General features: G+C 69.7%; 17 protein-coding genes. 8 read left to right on the top strand and 9 right to left on the bottom strand.

The annotated features are described in order from the left end of the window. Nucleotide 1: 1 nt before the first annotated feature. Together cydB and SPF06_RS05935 are read right to left on the bottom strand one after the other, a co-directional pair. Nucleotides 2-1,090 (bottom strand): cytochrome d ubiquinol oxidase subunit II, encoded by a 1,089-nt coding sequence (cydB, locus tag SPF06_RS05940; protein ID WP_323278071.1) that lies wholly within the window; start codon nt 1,088-1,090, stop codon nt 2-4. Between the two features lie 9 nt (nt 1,091-1,099). Further along, complete coding sequence (locus SPF06_RS05935; RefSeq protein ID WP_323278069.1) at nt 1,100-2,671, bottom strand: cytochrome ubiquinol oxidase subunit I; 1,572 nt, start codon at nt 2,669-2,671, stop codon at nt 1,100-1,102. A 268-nt stretch (nt 2,672-2,939) separates the two neighbouring features. On the opposite strand from SPF06_RS05935, the gene SPF06_RS05930 reads away from it, so the two are divergent. After that, entirely contained in the window at nt 2,940-3,311 is a 372-nt protein-coding gene (locus tag SPF06_RS05930; protein ID WP_323278068.1) for a BlaI/MecI/CopY family transcriptional regulator, read from the top strand. Nucleotides 3,312-3,339: 28 nt separating this feature from the next. After that, entirely contained in the window at nt 3,340-4,323 is a 984-nt protein-coding gene (locus SPF06_RS05925) for a M56 family metallopeptidase (RefSeq protein WP_323278066.1), read from the top strand. Between the two features lie 14 nt (nt 4,324-4,337). Here the strand turns inward: SPF06_RS05925 and SPF06_RS05920 are convergent, their stop codons facing one another. Further along, nucleotides 4,338-6,446: a DNA gyrase/topoisomerase IV subunit B gene (locus SPF06_RS05920; protein ID WP_323278065.1), complete on the bottom strand. Its 2,109-nt coding sequence runs from the start codon at nt 6,444-6,446 to the stop codon at nt 4,338-4,340. Between the two features lie 266 nt (nt 6,447-6,712). Here SPF06_RS05920 and SPF06_RS05915 point away from each other — a divergent pair, with 266 nt between their 5' ends. Next, nucleotides 6,713-6,934, top strand: coding sequence for a DUF7455 domain-containing protein (locus SPF06_RS05915; protein WP_323278064.1), 222 nt, complete (start codon nt 6,713-6,715; stop codon nt 6,932-6,934). A gap of 105 nt (nt 6,935-7,039) precedes the next feature. Here the strand turns inward: SPF06_RS05915 and SPF06_RS05910 are convergent, their stop codons facing one another. From SPF06_RS05910 to SPF06_RS05895, 4 genes are all read right to left on the bottom strand, one after another. After that, nucleotides 7,040-8,341, bottom strand: a complete 1,302-nt coding sequence (locus SPF06_RS05910; protein WP_323278063.1) for an RNA polymerase sigma factor — start codon at nt 8,339-8,341, stop codon at nt 7,040-7,042. Nucleotides 8,342-8,592: 251 nt separating this feature from the next. Next, nucleotides 8,593-9,933 carry a DUF4192 domain-containing protein gene (locus tag SPF06_RS05905; protein WP_323278062.1) on the bottom strand — a complete coding sequence of 447 codons (1,341 nt, stop codon included), beginning with the start codon at nt 9,931-9,933 and terminating at the stop codon, nt 8,593-8,595. Between the two features lie 140 nt (nt 9,934-10,073). Continuing rightward, nucleotides 10,074-11,405: an MFS transporter gene (locus SPF06_RS05900; protein ID WP_323278061.1), complete on the bottom strand. Its 1,332-nt coding sequence runs from the start codon at nt 11,403-11,405 to the stop codon at nt 10,074-10,076. A gap of 10 nt (nt 11,406-11,415) precedes the next feature. Beyond that, the gene (locus tag SPF06_RS05895; RefSeq protein ID WP_323278059.1) at nt 11,416-12,435 is read right to left on the bottom strand and encodes a proteasome assembly chaperone family protein; all 1,020 of its coding nucleotides are present in this window, start codon (nt 12,433-12,435) and stop codon (nt 11,416-11,418) included. Between the two features lie 238 nt (nt 12,436-12,673). Between SPF06_RS05895 and SPF06_RS05890 the strand changes: the two genes are divergently transcribed. The 5 genes from SPF06_RS05890 to SPF06_RS05870 all read left to right on the top strand — a co-directional run bounded on the left by SPF06_RS05890 (nt 12,674) and on the right by SPF06_RS05870 (nt 18,816). Then, the gene (locus tag SPF06_RS05890; protein WP_323278057.1) at nt 12,674-14,209 is read left to right on the top strand and encodes a leucyl aminopeptidase; all 1,536 of its coding nucleotides are present in this window, start codon (nt 12,674-12,676) and stop codon (nt 14,207-14,209) included. A 303-nt stretch (nt 14,210-14,512) separates the two neighbouring features. Beyond that, entirely contained in the window at nt 14,513-15,895 is a 1,383-nt protein-coding gene (gene lpdA, locus SPF06_RS05885; RefSeq protein WP_323278056.1) for a dihydrolipoyl dehydrogenase, read from the top strand. A 58-nt stretch (nt 15,896-15,953) separates the two neighbouring features. After that, nucleotides 15,954-17,699 carry a 2-oxoglutarate dehydrogenase, E2 component, dihydrolipoamide succinyltransferase gene (sucB, locus tag SPF06_RS05880; protein WP_323278055.1) on the top strand — a complete coding sequence of 582 codons (1,746 nt, stop codon included), beginning with the start codon at nt 15,954-15,956 and terminating at the stop codon, nt 17,697-17,699. A 153-nt stretch (nt 17,700-17,852) separates the two neighbouring features. Continuing rightward, a complete protein-coding gene (locus SPF06_RS05875) occupies nt 17,853-18,233 on the top strand; it encodes a hypothetical protein (RefSeq protein WP_323278054.1) in 381 nt (126 codons plus the stop codon). 154 nt (nt 18,234-18,387) lie between these two features. After that, complete coding sequence (locus SPF06_RS05870) at nt 18,388-18,816, top strand: OsmC family protein (protein ID WP_323278053.1); 429 nt, start codon at nt 18,388-18,390, stop codon at nt 18,814-18,816. Between the two features lie 75 nt (nt 18,817-18,891). On the opposite strand, the gene SPF06_RS05865 is transcribed toward SPF06_RS05870, so the two are convergent. Further along, the gene (locus SPF06_RS05865; RefSeq protein WP_323278052.1) at nt 18,892-22,440 is read right to left on the bottom strand and encodes a S41 family peptidase; all 3,549 of its coding nucleotides are present in this window, start codon (nt 22,438-22,440) and stop codon (nt 18,892-18,894) included. A gap of 70 nt (nt 22,441-22,510) precedes the next feature. After that, the gene (locus tag SPF06_RS05860) at nt 22,511-24,115 is read right to left on the bottom strand and encodes a serine/threonine-protein kinase (protein ID WP_323278051.1); all 1,605 of its coding nucleotides are present in this window, start codon (nt 24,113-24,115) and stop codon (nt 22,511-22,513) included. Nucleotides 24,116-24,143 lie beyond the last annotated feature (28 nt).

The raw sequence follows: 24,143 nt of genomic DNA, 5'->3' as shown, positions 1-24,143 counted from the left end.
CTCAGGCTCCCGTGGTCGAGCCGTCTGCCGGGCCTCGGCCCGTGACGAGCCGCGTCACGAACGCGGGCACGACGTTGTGGGCCGTCGGGATGCTGCCCACCGTGATCCGCGAGCGGAACACCCAGTAGGTCCAGCTCTGGTAGGCGAGCACGAGCGGGAGTCCGATGAGCGCGACGACGGTCATGAGGCCGAGCGTCGTGGCTGACGACGACGCGTTCATGGCCGTGAGGCTGTGCGCGGGATCGAGTGTCGACGGCAGGACGACGGGGAATACGGCGCTGAAGATCGCCGCGGCGCCGGCGGCGAGGAAACCCGCGAGGAGCAGGAACGCGCGCCCCTCCGATCCCCGGTTCGCGAGTGCCCACGATCCGACAGCAGAGACGGCCGCAAGGCCTGTGAGGGCCCAGCTCCACCATTTGCCGTCGGCGAGCTGCACGGCGACGGCCCACGCGACGAGGGGGAGGATTCCGAGCGGCATCCAGCGCCGGAACGCCGCGTGCGCGCGGCTGCGCACCGCGCCGCCGGTCTTGAGGGCGAGGAACGCGAGCGCGTGGACGAGCGCGAACGCCACGACGGCAACGCCGCCGAGCACCGCGTAGCCGTTGAGCCACGCGAACGGCCCTCCCACGCGGTCGCCGTTCGCGTCGAGGGGAAGGCCCGTCGTCGTGAGGGCAAGCATCGCGCCGACGCAGAACGCCGCGAGGCCCGAGCCGAGCGCGATCGCCCAGTCCCACGCGCGCGTCCAACGCTCCGACACGATCTTGCCGCGGTATTCGAACGCGACGGCGCGGAAGATGAGCGCGACGAGTGCGAGCGTGAGCGGGAGGTACAGCCCCGAGAACAGCGACGCGTACCAGCGCGGGAACGCGGCGAAGGTCGCGCCGCCCGCCGTGAGGAGCCACACCTCGTTGCCGTCCCAGACGGGTCCGATCGTGTTGAGCAGCACGCGCCGCTCGGCGTCGTTGCGGGCGAACAGCTTCATGAGCATCCCGACCCCGAGGTCGAAGCCTTCGAGGAAGAGGTAGCCGATCCACAGGATGGCGACGGCGCAGAACCAGACGGTGGGGAGGATTTCTGGAGAGTTCGGCACGGTGCGCTCCTAGTAGGCGAAGGCCAGGACATCGTCGGATTGCGTGCCCTCGCCGCCGTCGTGCTTCTCGGCGAGTTCGGGCATCGCGGAGGCCACGCCGCCGCGCGTGTAGCGCCACAGCAGCCGCACCTCGACGACCATGAGGGCCGCGTAGATGAGCGTGAGGACGATGAGGGACGTGAGGATCTCCCCCGCGCTCACTCCGGGCGAGACGGCTGCCGCGGTGAACATGAACACCTGGTCGACGCTCCCGGCCATGGCGGGATTCGGCGCAACCACGAACGGCTGGCGGCCCATCTCCGTGAAGATCCAGCCCGCCGCGTTCGCCCCGAACGGGGCGAGGATGCCGATCACGGCGAGGCGCATGAGCCAACGAGCCTGCGGAACGGTGCCTTTGCGCGTGAGGTAGAGCGCGACGGCGGCTGCGAGCGCGGCGAGGCCGCCGAAGCCGATCATCATGCGGAAGCCCCAGTACGTGACCTCCATGACGGGGACGTACTGTACGGGCTGGCCCGCGCGGTCGCCGTAGATCGGATTGTTCGGAACGTTCGCGCCGTAGGCCTTCTTGTACTGGTCTTGGAGGCTGTTGACGCCTTTGACGTTCGTCGTGAAGTCGCCCTTCGCGAGGAAGGAGAGGAGGCCCGGGATCTCGATGACCGCCGCGACGTTCGAGCAGTCCTTCGAGCCGACGTCGCCCACCGAGAGGACCGAGAAGCTCGTGCCGTCATGGCATGCGGCCTCGGCCGCGGCCATCTTCATGGGCTGCTGCTCGAACATGAGCTTGCCTTGGATGTCACCCGTGATGGACGTCCCGGCGAAGGAGATCATGGCGACGACGGCGCCGATCCGGAGGCTGCGCAGCCACACCCGGTGGTCGGTCCGGTCGCGGCCCGGAAGCTCCGGGTTCTGCCCGGGGATCACGCGGCCGTCAGCGCCCACGGTGTCGATGCCGTCCTTGCGGCGCTGCCACAGGTGGTACCACGAGATGCCGAGGAGGAAGGCGCCCGCGACCCCGAGGGCACCGAGAAGCGTGTGGGGCACGGCGACGAGCGCGGTGTTGTTCGTGAAGACCGCCCACGGGTCCGTCATGACGGGGTGTCCGTTGACGACCGTGACGCCGACGGGATGCTGCATCCAGCTGTTCGCGACGATGATGAAGTATGCCGAGACGGCCGAGCCGATGACGGCGCACCACAGGGCCGTGAGGTGCAGGCCGGGGCGCAGGAGCTTCCAGCCGAAGATCCAGAGCCCGAGGAACGTCGACTCGACGAAGAACGCGAGCAGCGCCTCCATCGCAAGGGGCGCTCCGAACACGTCGCCGACGAAGCGGCTGTACTCGCTCCAGGCCATACCGAACTGGAACTCCTGCACGATGCCGGTTGCGACGCCCATGATGAAGTTGATGAGGAAGAGCTTGCCCCAGAACTTGGTCATCCTGAGGTATTCGGTCTTGCCCGTGCGGTGCCACGCGGTCTGCATGACGGCGACGACGAGGCCGAGGCCGATCGTCAGGGGCACCATCATGAAGTGGTAGACAGTCGTGATGCCGAACTGCCAGCGGGCGATTTCCAAGGCGTCCATCTGCGCTCCTGTCGACGGCTCGAGAATCTTCTACGCTCCGTAGAAATAATTCTTCTACGGAGTGTAGAACACTTTGGCCCGGGCCCGCACCCCACCCGCGCGGCCAGTGCGCCGGCACCCGCGCACCGAACGCACCGCCCACAGCGAACACGCCCGCGCTGGTGCTGCGCCCCTCTTCTACCTCACGTAGAATGAAGGAAGGGTTTCGCGCTGCCAGCTGATCGGCTCGCAGCCGGACCCGGGATGATCATCAGGGGAGGACGGAACGATGGCAAGCCTCGGGGAGCTCGAGCGTTCGGTAATGGACCAGCTGTGGTCCACATCGGAGGCTTCCACCGCGAACGAGCTGCGGGACCGCCTGGCCCAGAGCGACGGCGAAGACCACGCAGCCAAGGATCTCGCCGTGACGACGGTTCTGACCGTCCTCTCCCGGCTCGAGAAGAAGGGCCTCGTGGAACGCGAGCGCGGAACGCGTCCGCACCGCTACCGCGCCGTCTCGACGCGCGAGGAGCACACGGCCCGGCTCATGCACGAGGCCCTCGGCACTGCGCCCGACCGCGAGGCCGTCCTGGCCCGCTTCATCGGAAGCGTGAGCGAGGCCGAGGCCGCGACCCTCCGCAGGCTCCTCTCGCGCGGCTGACCCGAGCCACAGTCCTGCCGGACCGGCCGTGCTCCTGACCGCCTACCTCCTCGCGCTGCTGGCAGTCCTGCTCGCATGGCCGGTGCCAGTGGCCCTCTCGCGTGCCCGCTGGACGTCCCGCTCGCCGTTCGCCGCCATGGTCCTGTGGCAGTCGATCGCCCTCGCCGGCGGACTCTCCATGATCGGCGCGATGCTGGTCTACGGGCTTGAGCCCCTCGGGGACAACCTCGTCCACGCCGTGCGGCGGGCCGCTGGGATCGTCGCGGGGAACCGCTCGTCGGCGGAGCTGCCCTTCTGGCATTTCTTCGCGCTGTGCGCGGCCGCGCTCCTCGGGACGCACCTCGTGTTCACGCTGGGGCTCACGTACGCCCGCATCACGACGCAGCGCCGTCGGCACCGCGAGCTCCTCGGAGTGCTCAGCTCGCCCTCCGGCGCCATGGAGCGCACGCTCGTCATCAGCCATCCCGCCCCCGTCGCGTATTGCCTGCCCGGCGGCTCACGGTCCGTGACGGTGCTCTCGGACGGCCTCATGGAGGTGCTCACGCCGGAGGAGCTCGCCGCGGTGGTCGACCATGAGCGCGCGCATCTCACGCAGCGGCACCACCTGCTCCTCTGGGCGTTCGAGGCGTGGCGCCAGGCCCTCCCCTGGCTCCCGACCACCCGGCTCTCGAGGCAGGCCGTCTCCTCGCTCGTCGAGATGCTCGCCGACGACGTCGCACGCAGGACGTCGCAGGACGAAGTGCTCGTCCGGGCGATCGCGCTCGTCGCGCTCGGACGAAGCGAGACGGACCAACAAGAAGAAGGCACCGCTGCCACGCCGTCCGCCGCCGACGACCGCTCCGAGGGCGGGATGCCCGATGAGGGCGAGGCGTCCCTCGCATCGAGGGTCAGCCGGCTCCTGAGCCCTCGGCCGCCGCTCGGCGCGGGCGCGAGGACCGCCGTGCTCGCTGCCTCCGCGCTCCTCCTCGCCGTCCCGACCGTTCTCCTGCTCGCGCCGGGGCTAGCGGGCTAGCGGCCGCCGACAGGCTAGGCGTCGATGCGCTCGCGGTCGAGATTGACGCTGCCCGAGACGATGAAGTCCTTGCGCGGGGCCACGTCGGATCCCATGAGCAGCTCGAAGACCTCTTCCGCGCGCTGAGCACTTTCGATCGTCACGCGCCGCAGGCTGCGATGGCGCGGGTCCATCGTGGTCTCGGCGAGCTGATCGGCGTCCATCTCGCCGAGGCCCTTGTAGCGCTGCGGGGGCTCCTTGTGCTTCCGCCCCTCGGCCGCGAGGCGCTTGAGGAGCGAATGGAGCTGGGCGTCCGAGTACGTGTAGACGAGCTCGTTGGCCTTGCTGCCCGGATTAATCACCTCGACGCGGTGCAGCGGCGGGACGGCGGCGTAGACGCGCCCTTCCTCGATCATGGGCCGCATATAGCGGAAGAACAGCGTGAGCAGGAGCGTGCGGATGTGCGCGCCGTCGACGTCGGCATCCGTCATGAGGATGACGCGTCCGTAGCGCGCGGCATCGATGTCGAAGCTGCGGCCCGAACCCGCGCCCACGACCTGGATGAGCGCGGCGCACTCGGCGTTCGAGAGCATGTCCCCCACCGAGGCCTTCTGGACATTGAGGATCTTGCCCCGGATCGGCAGGAGGGCCTGGAACTCCGACAGCCTCGCGTGGCGGGCCGTCCCCAGGGCGGAGTCGCCCTCGACGATGAACAGCTCGGAGCGCGTGACGTCGTCGGTCCGGCAGTCGATGAGCTTCGCGGGAAGGGTCGAGGACTCTAGCGCGGTCTTCCGCCTCTGCGTCTCCTTGTGGAGCCGCGCCGTCACCCGCGACTTCATCTCGTTGACGATCTTCTCGAGGAGCACCGAGCTCTGGTTCTTGTCGGCTCGTGCGCTTGAGCCGAGCTTCGCCGCGAGCTCCGTCTCGACCACGCGCGAGACGATCTGCCGGACGGCGGGGGTGCCCAGGATTTCCTTCGTCTGGCCCTCGAACTGCGGCTCTGCGAGGCGAACGGTGAGCACCGCCGTCATGCCCGCGAGCACATCGTCCTTCTCGATTTTGTCGTTGCCTGCCTTGAGCTTGCGCGCATTGGCTTCGACGGCTTTGCGGAAGACCTTGAGGAGTGCCGCTTCGAACCCGGCCTGGTGGGTTCCGCCTTTGGGCGTCGCGATGATGTTGACGAACGTGCGCACGGCGGTGTCGTAGCCGACCCCCCAGCGCACGGCAAGGTCGACGTCGCAGTCGCGCTCGACCTCCGCGATCCTGCTGTGCCCCTGCTCGTCGAGCACCGGCACGGTCTCCTTGAACGTCCCCGAGCCATGGAAACGCCACGTGTCCGTGACGGGGGCGTCGATCGCGAGGAAGTCCACGAACTCGGATATCCCGCCGTCGTGATGGAAGACCTCCTCATGCGGCCCCGACTCCCCCGGCGTCCCGGCCAGGCGGCGTTCATCCCGCACCGTGATCTTGAGGCCCGGCACGAGGAACGAGGTCTGGCGGGCGCGGCCCACGAGCTCGTCGTAGGAGAACTTGGCGTCCGGGGTGAAGATCTGCCGATCTGCCCAATAGCGGATGCGCGTGCCCGTTACTCCGCGCTTGGCCTTCCCGACGACGTCGAGCACCGAATCCTCGACGAACGGCTCGAACGGGGCGTCCGGGCGCAGCCGCGAGCCCGTGTCCGCGAAGCGACCCGGCTCCCCGCGCCGGAACGACATCTGGTACGTCTTGCCGCCCCTGTCGACCTGCACGTCGAGGCGCCCCGAGAGCGCATTGACGACCGACGCGCCAACGCCGTGGAGTCCGCCCGACGCCGTGTAGGAGCCGCCGCCGAACTTGCCGCCTGCATGGAGCTTCGTGAACACGACCTCGACGCCCGTGAGCCCGGTCTTCGGCTCGACGTCGACGGGGATGCCGCGCCCGTCGTCGTGGACCTCCACCGAACCGTCGGGATGCAGGATGACCTTGATGTCGTGGCCGAAGCCCGCGAGTGCCTCGTCGACCGAGTTGTCGATGATCTCCCACAGGCAGTGCATGAGACCGCGGGAGTCCGTCGAACCGATGTACATGCCCGGGCGCTTGCGGACGGCCTCAAGGCCTTCGAGGACCGAAAGATGCCGGGCGGTGTATTCAGAGCTCGGGGTCACGCTCGAGGGGCTCCTTCGTGAAGTCTTCTGCGGGCACTGTTGAAGGCACGCACTATTCCACAGAGTAATCGCAACCGCGACGTTCCGCGGATCTGCCACTCTGGCGGAGACCGAATCGGGATCCGCCGCCGCGGCAAGGGGCCTACTCGTTACAGAAGCTTGATACGCCCCGAGCGAAAGTGCCGTTTCGCGGGATGGGAGAGCGAGCAGTGGGGTGTTAGATGAGATGAACCGAGGAAGCGCCCGGTGAAGTGAAGGAGGCCACGATGACTTCAGCCCTTGCAGACCGAACTCTGACCGCGGTCGACCGCTGCGACCGCTGCGGCGCCCAGGCCTACGTACGCGTGGTCCTCGAGACGTCCGGCGGCGAGCTCATGTTCTGCGCGCACCACGCGCGCGCCATGGAGACGAGGCTGCGCCCCCTCGCGGCCGAGTGGCATGACGAAACGGACCGCCTCACCGAGCGCGCCGCCCTCCCCGAGGACTGAGCGGACGAAGGCGCAGTTCGCGCGGCGGAGGATCCGCAAAGCCGAACACAGCGACAGAGGGCCCGAACACCGCAACGGTGTCCGGGCCCTCTGTCGCTGCATTCTCTAGTCGAGGTAATCGCGCAGGACTTGGGAACGCGACGGGTGCCGAAGCTTCGACATCGTCTTCGACTCTATCTGCCGAATGCGCTCGCGCGTCACGCCGTAGACCTTGCCGATCTCGTCTAAAGTCTTCGGCTGGCCGTCGGTGAGGCCGAAGCGCATCGCGACGACGCCGGCCTCGCGCTCGGAGAGCGTGTCGAGAACCGAGTGGAGCTGCTCCTGGAGGAGCGTGAAGCTCACGGCGTCCGCCGGGACGACCGCCTCGGAGTCCTCGATGAGGTCACCGAACTCGGAGTCGCCGTCCTCGCCGAGCGGAGTGTGCAGCGAGATCGGCTCGCGGCCGTACTTCTGCACCTCGACGACCTTCTCGGGGGTCATGTCGAGTTCCTTGGCGAGCTCTTCCGGGGTGGGTTCGCGGCCCAAGTCCTGCAGCATCTGCCGCTGGACGCGGGCAAGCTTGTTGATGACCTCGACCATGTGGACCGGGATGCGGATCGTGCGAGCCTGATCTGCCATGGCTCGCGTGATCGCCTGCCGGATCCACCAGGTCGCGTAGGTCGAGAACTTGAAGCCCTTCGTGTAGTCGAACTTCTCGACGGCACGGATCAGGCCGAGGTTCCCTTCCTGGATGAGGTCGAGGAAGAGCATGCCGCGGCCTGTGTAGCGCTTCGCGAGCGAGACGACGAGGCGAAGGTTCGCCTCGAGCAGGTGGTTCTTTGCCCGCTCGCCGTCGTGAACGATGCGCTCGAGGTCATGGCGGTACTGGGCATCGTACGTCGAGCCCTCGTCGTCGAGCTTGTGCTTCGCGAACAGGCCGGCCTCGATCCGCAGCGCGAGATCGACCTCCTGTTCGGCGTTGAGCAGCGCGACCTTGCCGATCTGCTTGAGGTAGTCCTTGACGGGGTCCGCCGTCGCACCCGCCGATGTGACCTGCTGAACCGGGGCGTCATCTTCGTCGGCGTCGGAGATGACCATCGCGGCCGAGCCCGGGCTCTCCTTCTCTTCTTCCGCTTCCTCGGCGTCCGTCTCGGCGGCGAGTTCCTCGTCGCCGGGGGTCACCGCGTCAAGGTCGGCGGCTTCGAGGTCTTCCGCCTCGGCGGCCTTCTCCTCCGCGCCGTCCTTCGGGGCGTTCTTCGCGTCCCCATCCTTCACGCTCGCGGTCTTCCGCGCTGGCGCCTTGGCCTTGGTTGCCGCCAAGGCCTTGGAGCGCGAGCCCGCCGTCGCGCGCCTGGTGGATGCAGCCTTGAGCGCCTCGGTCTCAGCCGTGGCCTTCTGAGCCGTTTCCTTCTCCGTGGGGGGCGTCACGATCACCTTCCTGCTGCTGTCCTGGCGTCACCATGGGGGCAACACCACTATGACCCTGTCAAGTCCGTGCGACGCGCCATGCGCGATCCGGACCGAAGGGTCTCACATAACAACCCCTCAGCAGCCCGATTCGTTCCCGCCAACAGCAAATTCGGGGGACTATCTGGCTTCCGGTGCTCGGACCCGACCGGGTCTGTCGTCCATTGTCGCACGTCCTCCCCATCTCAATGGCATTCACCACGCAATCGCGGCTATGCGACGTCCTTGAGCCTGCGCCACGCCGTCTCGGGGCGCTTCGCCCAGCCTGCGAGCTCTCCACTCTCGATCATGCCCCCGAAAAGCTTCGCGAAACGATATCCAGGCTGCACGCTCAAGACACGCCTGAAATGGCCGGCTGCCTTCGTGCCGCGCCCGCGGATCCAGCAGATCCAGCCGAGCAGGCTCAAGGCCGGGGCACGGACTTCTGGATCCTCGAACTCGGTGAGCCTCCGCGCGAGGCGCTCCAGTCGCGCGATGCGTTCCCAATCGGGTGCCGTACGGGTGGCGCCGAGCAGAGCCGCCCCGAACTCGAGTGCCGCGCTTTCGGATGGCCCGTCCTGCGCCGACCACGCCGTGAGGAGGCGCTCCACCTCCCCTGGCCCAAGCCCGCCGGGCAGTTCCGGAATCGGCCCACTCGCACTCAGGCTCCCATCGAGCGCGAGCGATCCGCGCCACGCCGCCCGTCCGCCGATTGCCGCCGAGACCATGACGGCGTCGCGGATGGCCGGACGAGCCAACGTCGCGGCAAGAAGGGCAACGCGGTGGGGCTCTGGGACGCGGTCACTGCCGAGCGTGGCGTCCCAGGCCGCGAGGGCCGCGGCGAAGACAGGAGGTTCCCACCATGAGTCCGCGCTGCCACGGAGCCGCTCGAGAAGTGCCTCGGCTGCAGCGCCCGAGGGCGCGGCTGCCCTAGGCGCTGCGGCGGACCGGTCGCGCCCCAAAGCACGGGGAGTGACGCCGTCGCCCGAGGTTCCTCGGCCGGTCGACGCCTCCGGTTCAGGATCGAATCGCTCGTACGTGCTGCCCCGAAACACGAGCTCCGTCCCGAGCGCGCTCGCCGCGATGGTCTCGAGCGGCTTGCCCGGCCACGGGCAGCATGAACTGCGCTCGCACAGGAGGCTCCGCCAGAAGCGGTCGCCGACGAGCCACGCGTCGAGAAGCGGGAGGCCTGCCTCCGCGAACGCGCCCTGGAGCGCCTCGACGAGGCGGCTGCGGGGCGGGGATTCGACCGCTGCCCAGGGCTCTGCCGTATAGAGGGCGAAGACGGCGCCTTCCGCGAGCACATCGGTCACGAGATGGCCCACGACAGCGTCCGCATACTCGCCGAGGTCCAGCTCCTCGCCGCGCGGCGGAAGGTCGACCCGGACCGTGACACCGACCGAGCCCGCGCCGATCGACACGGCCACGAGGCTCTCTCGGGGCCATTCCCCGATCGTGTGGGGTATGAACCCCAAGAGGTCCTCGGGCTCCCGGATGCAGAGGGCACCGGGCACCGGGCTCAGTCCTTCGGGGAATCCGTTGCCGTCGGGGTGGTCGCATGTCGTCTCGTCCATGCTGTCAGTCTTCCCGCACGGCGGCGGGACGGACCCGCATGACCGGCGCTATGTGGACAACATGCGGGAGGCAAGTCCTGGGGAGGAAATGTGTCCTTGGGGAAGACAATGGCCGCCCTGCCGAAAGCGGCACGCCGCCGCTAGCGACGGGCGAGACGCTTTGCGCGCGCCTCGTCGAGCGCGACGCCGAGAGCGACACGAAGGGGCGCGACATGCACGCCGCTTGCCGCCAGCTGACGGCGCACCTTGCGCCGCACGCCGAAGACCATGACCGCGCCGAAGCCCATGACGACGAGCTGGGCGGCGAGGGCGACCCGGAAGGCGTCGAGCGAATAGAGGCCCTGCGGAGACAGCCCGAGGGCGTGCTGGACGTCGAGCAGATAGCCCACGAGGAACATCGTCACGAGAGCCGCCGCGAATCCACCCGAGTTGACGATGCCGGTCGCGGTGCCGAGCCGATGGGAAGGATTGAACGTCCTCGCGAAGTCGAAGCCGATCATCGAGGACGGCCCGCCGACAGCGAGCACCGCGACGAGCACGACCATGAGCCACAGCGGCGCCTTCCCGGGGTACAGGAGGACAACCGCCCACACGAGCGCGGTGAGCCCCGTGATGAGAAGCACGAGCGTCGAGCGGCGCAGGGGATGCCGCGACACGAAGCGCCCCATGGGCGGGCCCGCGATGAGTGCCACGACCACGAAGAAGGACATGAGCCCCGCGGCGGTCGCGGTGTCGTACCCCTGCCCTGCGACCATGAACGGAAAGCCCCACGCGAGCGCGAAGACGGTGCCGCTGAACTGCACCGTGAAATGGCTCCAGAGTCCGAGCCGCGTGCCCGGCTGCCGCCATGCCGCCGCGAGCACCGCCCGCGTGCCCTCGGGGCTCCCCTCGGCGGCGCGTGCCGTTCCGTGAGGTGCGTTGCGGAGCATCGCGAGGACGAGGACGACGACGAGGACTGAGAGGCACGCGAGCGAGAGGAATCCCGTGGTCCATCCGCGGGCGTGCAGGAGCGCGAGGAACGGGATGACGCTCACGAGCTGGCCGAGCATTCCGAGCATTCCGGTGAGCTGGGTCAAGAGCGGCACGCGCCGAGCGGGGAACCACAGCGGGACGAGCCGCAGAACCGAAACGAACGTCATGGCGTCCCCCATCCCGACGAGCATGCGCCCGATAATGCCGGTCACGACCGATTCGGCGACCGAGATCTGGAGCTGGCCGAGCGCCATGAACACGGCTCCGATCGACACCATGACGCGCGAGCCGAACCGGTCCACGAGCATGCCCACGGGAATCTGGAGCGACGCGTAGACGACGAGCTGGAGCACCGTGAACGCCGAGAGAACGGCGCCGCCGACGTGGAAGCGGTCAGAGGCTTCGAGCCCGACGACGCCGAACGACGTCCTCTGGACGACTGCGACGAGGTACGCGAAGACCCCGATCCCCCACACGGTCCATGCGCGCCAGCTACTCACGCGATCGATCCTAGTCGGCGGGAGGAGCCGCCCCTTCGGCCGACCCGCCGCCGTCGGCGTCGTCGTCTGTCCCTCGGGCGTGGCCGGGCTCGTCGCGGCCCCCGTCCTGGGTCGCAAGGTACGCCTCGACCGCCGCCCCGAGCACCTCGGCATCCGGAAGCTCCCCGCTCATGGCCGCGAGGAGCGAGCGGCGCGGGACGTCGGCACTTCGCTCGTCGAATCGTGCCTCGAGTCCCTCGACGAGCTCGCGGACGTCCTCCGACGACGCGACCTGCTCCGCGATCTGGCGCTCGATCTCGCGGTTGGCCTCGCGCAGCCTGTCCGTGGGCAGCATGAGCGATGCCGCCGCCCCCAGGTGCTCGAGTCCAGCAACAGCCGTCGCGGGATACTCCGCCTCGGCCAGATAGTGGGGCGTGTGCACGACGAAGCCCGCGACGCCGCGGCCGGCCTCGACGAGCCGCAGCTCGAGCAGGTGGCCGATCGCGGCCGGCACGCTCACGACCGGCTTCCATCGCGAAATGCCCTCGATGAGCTCTGGCCTGTTCCCGTGCACGGTCACGCCGAGGGGGCGGGTGTGCGGGACCGGCATCGGGATCGAGTGGGTCCACAGCACGAGCCGCACGTCCAGTTGCTCGACGAGTCCGACGACGGCGCGCGCGAACCGCTCCCACTGGAAGTCCGGTTCGGGGCCGGCGAGGAGGAGATACGGCTGGCCGAGCCCGTCGTCGAGCACGTGGAGCGCGAGCCGGGGCGGCGAATAGTCCTCGAGGTGGTCCTCGACGAACGTGATGCGCGGCCGCCGCGCCCTGTAGTCGAGGAGCTGGTCGACGTCGAACTCTGCGACGGTGCGAGGCGACCCGGAGCGGAGAAGCTCGGCAGTGATCTGCTCGACCGCGTGTCCCGCATCGGCGAAGCCTGTGAAGCCCATGAGCATCGGAAGGCCCTTGAGCGCGGGATCGTCCATGAGCTCCTGCGCCGCGGCATACAGGCCGGCGGGATCCTGACGTGGCCCACCCAGGGCGTTGTTCATGTGGCGCTCGCTCCTCTCGGCGACGGCCTCCCGAAACGTGTCGGGGAGGCAGACACGACGATGACAAAACTACGAGGCGGACGGTGCGTGACCGACCGCTGCATCAACGACAACGGCGTGCGGCACTCCATCATTCCACCAGCGGCTACGATCGGAAGTCCGGGCACGGAGGGGAGACACGACGCCTGACGGGCCCGCACGCATCCTGACTGCACGCGAAGAATCGAGGCCTCCCACCGTGTTCACCAACGCCGAAGCATCACTGAGCGCCGTCGCGCGGGACCTGCGCAAGCACCCGAGCGACGCGGTTGTCATCGGAGTCGCCCAAGGCCCCGAGGGCCCTGTGCTCCTCGACAGCCCCCTGAGCGCCAAGAATGCCGAGGCGATCCAGGGCACGCTCGCCGTGCTCGGCGCGACGGGCGCGGCAGATTCGCTCGTGCGGCTTCCCGGCGTCCCCGAATTGAACACGCAGATCATCGCGCTCGCGGGCGTCGGAAAGCTCGACGGCGATGGGGCTTCGCCCGAACAGCTCCGCCGTGCGTCTGGCTCGGCCGTGCGGCAGCTCGCAGGCCTCACGACCGTTGCCCTCGCGTTCCCGGCCCCGACCGCCGATGATCTCGCCGCGATCGCGGAGGGCGCGGCGCTCGGCGCCTACTCGTACACCGAGCACAGGAAGCGGTCGTCCGCCGCGACCAAGCGCAACGTCGCGCGCGTCGTCATCCTCTCCCCCGCGGCGGACAGCGCTGCCGCCGACGCCGCGCTCGCCCGGGCCGCCGTCCTCGGCCGGGCAGTCAACACGACCCGAAGCCTTGTGAACATGCCGCCGAGCCAGCTTTTCCCAGCGTCCTTCGCAGACGCGGCGAAGGAACTCGCGAAGGGCCTGCCGATCAAGATCACGGTGTGGGACGAGAAGCGGCTCGAGAAGGAGGGCTTCGGCGGAATCCTCGCCGTGGGCCAGGGCAGCGCACGTCCGCCGCGCCTCGTCAAAGCCGAGTACACGCCGTCGCAGGCGTCCAAGGCCTCCTCCATCCACCTCGTCGGCAAGGGAATCACGTTCGACACGGGAGGCATCTCGATCAAGCCCGCTGCGAAGATGGACGAGATGAAGAGCGACATGGCCGGTGCCGCATCGGCCCTCGCCACCGTCATCGCAGCGGCCCGCCTCGGGATCAGGGCCAAGGTCACAGCGTGGCTGTGCATTGCGGAGAACATGCCGTCGGGCAACGCGCAGAGGCCGTCCGACGTCATCGTGACGCGGAGCGGCATGAGCGTCGAGGTGCTCAACACCGATGCCGAAGGACGGCTTGTCATGGCAGACGGGCTCGCGGCCGCGAGCGAGGAGGGCCCTGACGCCATCATCGACATCGCGACCCTCACGGGCGCGGCCATCATCGCGCTCGGAACGCGGACGGCGGGCCTCATGGGAGACGCCGCGGTGACGGACGCGCTCAAGGCGGCGGCCGACGGCGAGGGCGAGGCCGCGTGGGCAATGCCTCTTCCCGACGAGCTGCGCGCGGGTCTCGACTCCCCGATCGCAGACATCGCGAACGTGGGAGACAAGCCCGGCGGCATGCTCACGGCCGGGATCTTCCTCCGCGAGTTCGTCGGAGACCGGACGGACGGGACGCCGATCCCGTGGGCGCACATCGACATCGCGGGCCCCTCGTACAACACGGGCTCGGCCTACGGGCATACGCCCAAGCTCGGCACTGGGGCAATGGTCCGCACACTCGTGCGGTACCTCGAGGGTGTCGCCGACGGCGCCGCATCCTGACGGCCGTCCGACATTGTGAGAGGGCACCCGGTCCGCCGGGTGTCCCTCTCTTTTTCGCCCCGACGTGACGTTCGACACATCCACACCAGATAATTTCGCTTTGTGAGAAGATATCTCCACACTGCGAAACCAAGTCCTCATCGTGAGCCTTGACACATGGCGGGGACAAACGGCGGTGAGAAGGTGGAGCATAGTCCGTCAGGGAGATAGGGTTGCCCTGATACCCGGCCTGACAGCTCGGCGCTGGCAGGCACATCGTCACCACGACGGCAGAAGCCGTCCTTCACTACGAGGGAGCGTCACGTGGCCGACCAGCCTACTGCGCAGGAATTCGACATCTTGGTCCTCGGAGGAGGCAGCGGCGGGTACGCCGCGGCGCTGCGCGCCGTCCAGTTCGGCCTCCGCGTAGGCCTCGTCGAAAAGGGCAAGCTCGGAGGAACCTGCCTCCACAACGGCTGCATCCCCACGAAGGCGCTCCTCCACGCCGCCGAGCTCGCCGACCACGCTCGCGATTCCGCGAAGTACGGCGTCAACGTGAGCCTCGAGAGCATCGACATCGACGCGGTCAACGCGTACAAGAACGGCATCGTCGCCGGCAAGTTCAAGGGCCTCACGGGCCTCATCAAGTCCAAGGGCATCACGGTCATCGAAGGCGAAGGCCGGCTCACGGGCCCGGACACCATCACGGTGGACGGCACCGCCTACAAGGCCAAGAACATCGTGCTCGCCACGGGCTCCTACTCGCGCTCGCTCCCCGGCCTCGAGATCGGCAGACGCGTCATCACCTCCGACGAGGCCCTCGAGCTCGACTACATCCCCAAGTCCGCGATTGTGCTCGGCGGCGGCGTCATCGGCGTGGAGTTCGCCTCGGTGTGGAAGTCCTTCGGCGTCGACGTCACGATCGTCGAGGGCCTGCCCTCGCTCGTCCCGAACGAGGACGACGCGATCATCAAGCAACTCGAGCGCGCGTTCAAGAAGCGCGGCATCAAGTTCAACACCGGGACGTTCTTCCAGGGCGTCGAGCAGGACGAGAACGGCGTCAAGGTGACCCTTGTTGACGGCAAGACGTTCGAGGCGGAGCTCCTCCTCGTCGCCGTCGGCCGTGGTCCTGTCACTGCGAACCTCGGCTACGAAGAGCAGGGCGTCACGATCGACCGCGGCTTCGTCATCACGAACGAGCGCCTCCACACGGGCGTCGGCAACATCTACGCCGTCGGCGACATCGTTCCGGGCGTCCAGCTCGCGCACCGCGGCTACCAGCAGGGCATCTTCGTCGCCGAGGAGATCGCGGGCCTCAACCCGGTCGTCGTCGACGACGTCAACATCCCGAAGGTCACCTTCTGTGAACCTGAGATCGCCACGGTCGGGTACACCGAGAAGGGCGCGAAGGCGAAGTTCGGCGAGGACCAGGTCCAGTCGATCGAGTACAACCTCGCGGGCAACGGAAAGAGCTCGATCCTCGGCACCTCCGGCATCGTCAAGGTCGTGCGCCAGAAGGACGGGCCGGTCGTGGGCGTGCACATGATCGGCTCCCGCATGGGCGAGCAGATCGGCGAGGCGCAGCTGATCGTCAACTGGGAGGCGTACCCCGAGGACGTCGCCCAGTTCATCCACGCACACCCGACCCAGAACGAGTCCCTCGGCGAGGCCAACCTCGCCCTGGCCGGCAAGCCGCTCCACGGCTGAACCGCCCTGGCATCCGACTACATCGCACGACACGAACCACATAAGGAGCACGGAGACAATGTCTGAATCCGTCAACTTGCCGGCTCTCGGGGAGAGCGTCACCGAAGGCACCGTCACTCGCTGGCTCAAGCAGGTCGGCGACCGCGTCGAGGTCGACGAACCCCTGGTCGAGGTCTCCACGGACAAGGTCGACACCGAGATCCCTTCGCCGTTCGCCGGGATCCTCGAGGAGATCCTCGTCAACGAGGACGAGACTGCCGAGGTCGGCGCTCCGCTCGCGCGCATCGGCGACGGCTCCGGCGCGGGCGAGGCCCCGTCTGCCCCCGCTCAGGAGGCTCCCGCCCAGGAAGCCCCCGCGCCTGCCGAGGCCGCCCCCGCCCAGCCCGAGCCTGCTCCCGCGGCAGCTCCGGCCGAGACCGCGGCCAGCAACGGCGCGGCAGAGGGCCACGAAGTGACCCTCCCGGCGCTCGGCGAGAGCGTGACTGAGGGCACCGTGACCCGCTGGCTCAAGGCCGTGGGCGACACCGTCGAAGTGGACGAGCCGCTCCTCGAGGTCTCGACCGACAAGGTCGACACCGAGATCCCGTCTCCCGTGGCGGGTACGCTCCAGGAGATCCGCGTGAACGAGGACGAGACCGCCGCCGTCGGCGCGGTCCTCGCCGTCATCGGCTCCGGCGCGGCAGCCCCGGCTGCCCAGGCTCCTGCGCCCGCTCCGGCTGCAGCACCTGCTCCGGAGGCCCCCGCCCCCGCCGCCGCACCTGAGCCAGCGGCCCCTGCCGCCCCGGCCCCGGCCCCGGCCCCGGCCGCTGCGGCCGCAGCCCCGGCTCCGTCCGCAGCCCCGGCGACGACCGCAGCGGGCACCGAGGCGGGCTACGTCACGCCGCTCGTGCGCAAGCTGGCGAACCAGCACGGCATCGACCTCTCGGCGGTCACGGGAACCGGCGTCGGCGGTCGCATCCGCAAGCAGGACGTCGTCGCAGCCGCGGAGGCCAAGGAGTCCGCCGCCCAGCAGGCCCCGGCGGCGCCGGCCGCCGCGCCGGCGGCTCAGGCTCCGGCCGCGCCGTCCGTCGTCCCGTCGTCGCTGCGCGGCACGACCGAAAAGGCTCCGCGCATCCGCCAGGTCATCGCGCGCCGCATGCGCGAATCGCTCGACACGTCGACCCAGCTCACGCAGGTCCACGAGATCGACATGACCAAGATCGCGAAGCTGCGCGATCGGGCCAAGGGCGCCTTCCAGGCCCAGAACGGCGTCAAGCTCACGTTCCTCCCGTTCATCGCGAAGGCCGTCGCGGAGGCGCTCAAGCAGCACCCCAAGCTCAACGCGGAGTACAACGAGGAAAAGCAGGAGATCACCTACCACAACGCGGAGCACCTCGCGATCGCGGTGGACACCGAGAAGGGCCTCCTCGTCCCGGTCATCAGCAACGCGGGCGATCTCAACCTCGCTGGCCTCGCGGGCCGCATCGCCGACGTCGCGTCGCGCACGCGCAGCGGCAAGATCGGTCCCGACGAGCTCTCGGGCGGCACGTTCAGCATCACGAACATCGGCTCGGTGGGCGCGCTGTTCGACACGCCGATCATCAACCAGCCGCAGGTCGCGATCCTCGGAACCGGCGCGATCGTGAAGCGCCCGTGGGTCACGCAGAACGCCGACGGCGACGACGTCATCTCGATCCGCTCGATGATGTACCTCTCCCTCACGTACGATCACCGGCTCGTCGACGGCGCGGACGCGGGACGCTTCCTGCAGACGCTTCGCGCGCGGCTTGAGGGCGGCGCGTTCGAGGCCGATCTCGGCCTCTGACGGCTCCTCCCTGTCCTCTCGAGGGCACCCACGACGACGGCGGCGCTCCCCACCGCGGGGGCGCCGCCGTCGTCGTCTTCGTTACGCACTTGGTACCCCTCGCAGCACCGGAACGGCGGGGAAGGCCCCGGCCGCGACACTAGAATCGGGTCCATGACTGTCGTTCTCAGCATCGTCGTGTTTCTCCACATCGTCGGCGCGGCCATGATCGTCGGACCGTGGATCGCCAACATGAAGAATCCGACCGTCGGGGCGCGTCAGTTCGACGGGGCGATGACGCAGCTCGTGACGGGCATCATCCTGGTCGGCCTCATCACGGTCCTGTCGAAGCAGGCAGACAGCGGCATCGAGCCGCTCACGGCCAACACCTACGTGAAGCTCACGTTCAAATTCATTATCGCGATCGTCGTCGGCGCCCTCGCGTTCGTCGGCAACCGCCGCCGAAAGGCCGGCGAGCCGGTCGCTCCGGGCCTCGCCCATGCCGTCGGCGGCCTCGGGCTGCTCAACATCGCCATCGCGACAATCTGGCCCTGAGTGGCCCGGTCACCCCTCTTAACCCGCCGTTGGCCGGCCTAGTCCCCGCCTGCGCTCAGCGCTTAACGCGAGCGCGGGTGGGGCTTCTTTGTGCCTACGATGGCCGAGCCAGTCCACACTTTCAGTCCACCAAGCACCGATCTAGGAGCAAAGTATGGCTACCACACGCACTGCCCACACCGTCTGGAACGGCAACCTCACCGAGGGCTCTGGCCAGACGACCCTCGACTCGTCTGGACTCGGCACCTACGACGTCACGTGGAAGGCCCGCAGCGAAGAAGCCAACGGCAAGACGAGCCCTGAGGAGCTCATCGCCGCTGCACACTCGGCGTGCTTCTCGATGGCCTTCAGCAACGGTCTCGCGCAAGCTGGCTACACGGCGGACGAGATCCGTACCCAGGCCGAGGTCGACTTCATCCCCGGCACGGGCATCACGACGAGCAAGCTCACGATGTCCGCGAAGATCCCTGGCATCTCCGAAGAAGAATTCCAGAAGATCGCGGACGACGCCAAGACGGGCTGCCCGGTCAGCGGAGCCCTCAAAGGACTCGACATCCTGCTCGACGCGACCCTCGTGGGCTGAATCGGCACACTCTAGACGAGAGACCCCCGCCCACGCCAACGGCGCAGGCGGGGGTCTTTCGTCTGCCCGAGGAACTCAGCCCTCGTAGGCGGGCGCGGCCTGAGCCTCGGCGCGGGCCTGGGGGCGCGGCGGAAGCGGCGCGGGGCGCACGCTCGGGTAGCCTTCGCGGGCCGGAGGACGCTCGGTCGGGATCTCCATGAGCATCTCCTTGAGGACGCCGATGCCGTGTTCAAGCTGCGGGTCGATGCCCGCGGCGTACGCGTGGGGCGGGAAGGCGACCTCGATGTCCGGCTCGACGCCACGATTCTCGACTCCCCAGCCCACGCCCCCCGCGAACCACGTCGCGTACCGCGGCTGCGTGACGGCAGTGCCGTCGGCGAGCCGGAAGCGGTTGTCGATCCCCACGACGCCTCCCCACGTGCGCGTTCCCACGACCGGGCCGATGCCGCGCAGCTTCCCGACCTGCGTGATGATGTCTCCGTCCGAGCCCGCGAACTCGTCGGCGAGGATGACGACAGGGCCGCGCGGGGCATGGCGCGGGTACGTGCGAGGCTGCTCGCCACGCGGCATGCTCCAGCCCGTCACGCGCCGCCCGATGAGCTCGGCGACGAGCTGCGACGTATGGCCGCCCCGATTGCGACGCACGTCGACCACGAGGGCGTCGAGCGCCGTTTCGGTGTCGAGGTCGCGGTGCAGCTGCGCCCAGCCTCGCGCGGCCATGTCCGGCACGTGGAGGTAGCCGAAGCGCCCCTCCGAGGCCTCTCGCACGAGCCGCCGATTGGCCTGGACCCAGTCCTGGTACCGCAGGCGCTCCTCGTCCCGGATCGGCACGACGGCGATCCGGCGCTGGGAGCCCTGCTGGTCGCCGTGGGCTGGGCCATTGAGCATCGTCAGCTCGACCGTCTTGCCTGCCGCGCCGACGAGCGCCATCGCGGGGCCGAATTCGGGGGTGAGGGGAACGCCGTCGACGGCGAGGAGCCGGTCCCCGGCGCGGACCCCGGCGCCCGGAGCGGCGAGCGGCGACGTCGCGAGCGGATCTGACGACTCGCTCGCGAGCACGCGGCGCACGGCCCAGCCGCCGTCGTAGTCGAACTCGCCGCCGAGCCGCCCTTGCCCGCCTGCGCCGGGCTCGGTCGCGAGGGCTGGCGAGACGTAGGCATGGGACGTCCCGAGCTCGCCGTGGAGTTCCCACAGGAGGTCGACGAGGTCGTCGTGGGAGCCGAGCCGCTCCACAGTCGGCTCATACCGCTCGCGCACCTCGCGCCAGTCCTGCCCCGCCATGTCCGCGGTCCAGAAGAAGTCCCGCTGAAGGCGCCACGCCTCGACGAACGCTTGGCGCCACACGGCCACGGGGTCGAGCCGCACGCGGATGCGCTCGAGATCGACCTTGATGTGGTCCGGGCTCCCCTCGTCGGCCCGCGTGGCGCTCGGCACGCAGCGCACGGTGCGTTCGCTCACGTAGATGACGCGCGCTCCGTTCCCGCTCAGACGGTAGTCGTCGAGCGCGCCGACGAGGGTCGTCGTGCGGCCATCGGCGAGGTCGAGGCGCTCGAGCGTCGGCTGGGGGTCCTTGTCTCCCGGCTTGGCCTTGCCCTCCCCGGTCGCCCCCGAGAGGTCATGGGAAAGCCACAGGAGAGCGCCGGGCGGAGCCGAGAGACGCGAGTAGTTGCCCTGGCGGACGGGCAGGGCGACAACGCGGTGCGCGAGCCCCTCAAGGTCCACCGGGACAGCAGCGGACGACGGCGTGCCCTCGCCTTCCGTGGCATTGGCGGCGGGGCCGTCGCCGGGCTGGGCCTCGGACCCTCCCGGCGCCGGCTGCGGCTGGGCAGCCACAAAGCCCGCGACGCGCGGGCCGAACGGAGACGCGGTCGTCGCCGCGAGCGGCACGATGTAGGGCTTGATGGGGCTCGGGAACGAGAGATCGAACGAGTGGCCGTCGTAGACGGGGTCGAAGCTGCGGCCCGAGAGGAACGCGAGGTATTTTCCGTCCGGAGTGAAGACGGGCGAGGCATCCCAGAAGCGGCCGTCGGTGACGTCCGCGATCTCGCCCGACTCGACGTCTGCGATGCGCAGCTTCGACCGCGAGCCGAAGGCCGTGACGGGCTCGCTCCACGCGAGCCAGCGAGAATCAGGGCTCCACGCAAGCTGCTCGACGCTGCCCTCGCCGACACTCGAAAGCGCCCGCGCGGCGCCCGTCTCCGCGTCCACGAGGTGGACCTCGCCGAACGCCGTGCCGACGGCGATGTGCCGCGCGTCCGGGCTCGGCGCGAGCTCCGCCGCACGGCTCGGCGTGGGGAGCGCGAAGCGGGCGAGCCCGCGGCCCGCATCCTGGCCCTGATCCACGAGGCCGCGGGCAGACCGCACCGGGACGACGTAGGAGCGCTGCTCCGGGCGCGAGGGGACGACGACAGACACCTGTCCGGTTCCGGCGGGGACCGGCGCGGGCAGTCGCGCGGCCTCGCTGCTGCCTGAGTCGATGCCGTGCCCGCCGGGCAGGGGCGAGGGAAGGCCGTCGACGTCGTCGTCCCACGAGCCGCGATCCGCAAGGTCCTTGACGAACAGCGCCTCTTCGCCCGCATAGTCCGCGATGAAGGCCACTCGGTGCTCGCCGAGCGGCCGGGCCAAGCGCGCCCGGACGCCAGGAGTCGCCTCGACCACGCGTGAGGGCCCGTCCCGGTGGGTGAGCCAATGCACGGTTCCGTGGGCCTCGACGACGCTCGCAACGCCGTCGTGCGTCGGCACGGCCTCCCCCAGGTGACGTCCCACGGCGAGGGGCACGGGACGGCGCGACGTCGACGCGGAGCCGAGGGAGACGTCGAGGCGGCGCGGCTCCGCATCGAGGCCGTCGAGGAGCCAGAGCTCGCCCGCCGACTCCACGGCAACCCGCGAACCGTCGGTGCTCGCATGGCGGGCGTAGAAGCGGTCGAAATCCGTGTGGCGCCGCAGGTCCGCCCCGTCGCGGCCCACGGAATAGACGTTGCCGTAGCCCTCGTGGTCCGACAGGAACGCGATCCTGTTCCCGATCCACATTGGATCGGAGACGTTGCCGCCGAGGTCGGGGGTCAGGAGGCGGAATTCGCCTCCCCCATCGGCGTCGATCCACAGCTTTCCGGCCGCCCCGCCGCGGTAGCGCTTCCACGAGGCGGGATCGCGCGTGAGGACGCTTCCGACGACGACGGGCCGCTCGTCCCCGACCGCGGGCCCGAAGGCGACGGAATCGACGGGCCCATACGGGAGCTCCTCGAGCCAGCCGCCCTCGACCGGGATCGCGTACGCCTGCGTGTGGCGCGCGTCCGGCTGGTTGTGGGCGCTCGTCACGATGACGCGGCCTAGCGCGTCGAAGCCCTTGACCCGCGTGGTCTGATGGCCAAAGTACGTGAGCTGGTGGAAGCCCCCGCCGTCGACATCCGCGGCGACAGCCTCGGGCGCGCCGCCCTGTACGACAGTCCACACGACTTTCGCGCCGTCGGGCGTGAAGCGCGGATTGCGCGCAGGGAGGCGGAGCGCGGAAATCCGCCAAGCCCTGCCGCCGTCAACGGGGGCGAGCCACACGTCGTCCTCGGCCACGAACGCGACGAGGTCGCCGTGGACATGGGGGTACCGGAAGTAGCTGGAGGCTGTCATTCTCCGATTCTAGGCAGCAGGCGCGGGGGCGCCCGTGGGGCCGCGCGCTCGCGTCGAAGCGTGACGCGACTCACCCCGCAAGGATTCGCGATACGCGCCACGGGCCGCCGTCGCGTTCGACGACGATGCGCAGGATCTGGTCCTTTCCGGCCCCCGGTGCGCTGAGCTCCCGCCCGTCGACGCCCACGACCGCATAGCCCGATGAGACGACCCGCGCCCGGACCACCGCGACGTGCTCGACGAGGGGATCGTCCGGCTCACGCTGGGCTTCAACAACGCGCGCGGTGAAGCCCTCGAGCCTCCGTCCTTGCGCCGAGAGTCCCTCGAGCAGCGCGACGTCCGCGCGGGCCGCCTCGGAACCGGGCACATTGACGCGGTCAAGAAGCTCGCGGTCCGACTGCGAGACGGCGCGCCCCCGGATCTCCGCGAGCGCCTGGACGGCCTGCACCGGGTCGGCCGAGTCGGCCCGGCCGCGCAGCGCATCGGGCAGACGCGACCAGCCAGGGCCCGCGCGTCGATCCGCGTCGCCGAACGGGTCCATCACGGTGAGGACGAGTGCGGCCGCCAGCCCTGCCGCGAACACGGCGGCCGACGCAGCGAGCCCGAAGCGCCAGCCCCTCTCCGGGATGCGGAGGCGCGGCAAGTGGAGCCGTGGGCGGCGCACGGATCGCTCCCGGACGTCGTCGCGGGCGTCACTGTGGCGCGCGACCCGGCGTTCTCGAAGGCGGCGGCGCAGGCTCCGGGCGAAGCGGCTAGGCCTCGCCTCGGGCTGGAGTCTGGTGATGAGCTCGGGGAGCACGTCCTCGTCCACGGCGGGCGCAAGGTCCACGGGCTCGGCGCGGGCGCTTCGGAACACCGCGCGGGCGAGCTCCGCCGCCGTCGGCCGATCGCGGGGCACCTCGGCGAGGGCCGCCTCGACCGCCATGGCAAGCTCGCCCGGCGCGCCGTCGACGAGGAGCGTGAGCGGCGGTCGCTGCGACGTGGGCGGAGGCGCCTCCCCCGTCAGGCAGTACCACGCGACCGCGCCAAGACCGTACACGTCGGCGCTCCTGCGCGCCGCGTCGTCCGTGGCATCGGCGTGGGTGTCGGCGAATCCGAGCGTGCCCATGACCTCCCCGGCTCCGTCCGCGACCATGCGGCCGGCGCCGACGTCGGCAAGGAGCGGCTTTCCGTGTGCCGAGAAGAGGACATTGGCCGGCGAGACGTCCCCGTGGCTGGTGCCCTCGGCGTGAAGTGCCGCAAGAGCCTGCGCGATCGGGCCGATCGTCGTGATGGTCTCCCCGACCGCGAGGCGGCCCCGCACGCCGACGAGCCGCGCGAGCGAGCCGCCCGCGGCGTACTCGGACACGAGCGCGAGCGAGCCCTCGCTGGCTCCCCCACATGCGACGAAGTCCCGGAACGCAAGAAGGTGCGGGTGTGCGTGGGACCGGAGGATGCGCAGTTCGCGTCGCGCCGCCCGCGCGGCGGCGCCGACCGTCCCGCCCGCCGGGCGGAGCACCTTCGCGGCGAACCGCTCCCCCGTGGCCATCTCGCTCACGAGCCAGACGTCGCCTGATCCTCCGCTCCCGAGGAGGCGGACGATGTCGTACCCCGGCAGCTCGGGGGTACCCGCGGACGGCGCGGCAGGCACATCGGATGCGCCGGGCGATCCCCCGGCCGGCTCAAGGCGCTCCATACCCCATGTCTACCCGAAGCCGCCGACA

It is taken from the genome of Sinomonas terricola (assembly GCF_034931225.1).
Taxonomy (GTDB): domain Bacteria; phylum Actinomycetota; class Actinomycetes; order Actinomycetales; family Micrococcaceae; genus Sinomonas; species Sinomonas terricola.
Note: the sequence above shows the minus strand (reverse complement) of the source record. Positions and strands in the feature narration are given on the sequence as shown.